Source organism: Escherichia sp. 94.0001, assembly GCF_013369155.2.
In the GTDB taxonomy this organism is placed as follows: domain Bacteria; phylum Pseudomonadota; class Gammaproteobacteria; order Enterobacterales; family Enterobacteriaceae; genus Escherichia; species Escherichia coli_F.
On sequence record NZ_JABWMS020000184.1, the window covers coordinates 1 to 989 of the forward strand.

The 989-nt window shown below is 37.5% G+C and carries 1 pseudogene; it reads right to left on the reverse strand.

Annotation, left to right across the window (positions count from 1 at the left end):
* Positions 1-297: 297 nt before the first annotated feature.
* A pseudogene (locus HEN33_RS25090) lies at positions 298-872 on the reverse strand (DUF1076 domain-containing protein).
* Positions 873-989: the final 117 nt, after the last annotated feature.

Below are 989 nucleotides of genomic sequence, written 5' to 3' on the forward strand. Positions count from 1 at the left end.
GCTATTATTAATAAGGATTAATATATTTTTTTCTAAAATACCCCACAAAATAAACACATCATAAAAATTCTAAATACACACACCTAATCTCAAAAAAAAACAAACTTACTATTTGACTTGGATTATGTTTTTAATCCAATATTTTCCGACAACATCTCCACAGAAAAATGCATTTACATAAAGACGCCTTCAAGTCATCTGAAACCTGCCAACCACAGACACCTTCTTATATTCTGGATGTCTGCGGCGTTTTTTTACAAATTACTGACAGCCAATACCCTCTCAGAGAAAAATATTTTAACTATCTTTTATAATGAAGTTTCCCTTGATAGGATCATAAACACATTTATCAGGACTTATAATCATTGATGCCGTTATTGGTTCTCGGGTCAGTGGATGATATGAGCCTTCACTAGCTAAACGAGAAAATGCATCAAAATCAAATAAGCAGCATACTGCCGAACTATCTGAATTTTTGACAAACACTCCTTCTTCGGGTCTCTCTAGTGTAATTGGACACTGAATAGACTCTGGCGGGCACTGGAAATTTCCTGAACTAACAGGAAACTTACATTGAGATATTTTGTCCTGAATACTCTCTTGCGATTGTGCTTCACCTGAGTCCGAAAGCATACTGAGCATCCTATCGCGAAGAGCTTCAGGGCCGTTATTAAACCCATAAAGGAATAACTCAGTAAGCAATCCCCCACTACTGCCGCTGGATAGAAAACGCCCATCGGTTTCATTAAATACAATGCTGACAGTCTCATTACCTAATGTAAACTCCCCTCGACCGCTAGATGCTACTTGAGCTCGAAGGACATTCAATCCATTAAAAATGAGCTTGATCTAATCTCCGAATTTAACGGCATTATAAAACTCCCTATTTTAATTTAAACTCCAGACTTAAATAGCTTTAACAAACATCTGCCTTACATGACAACAAAAACCGGAGCCGGACTCCGGTTTTGTGAAGCTGTCGGGTTACT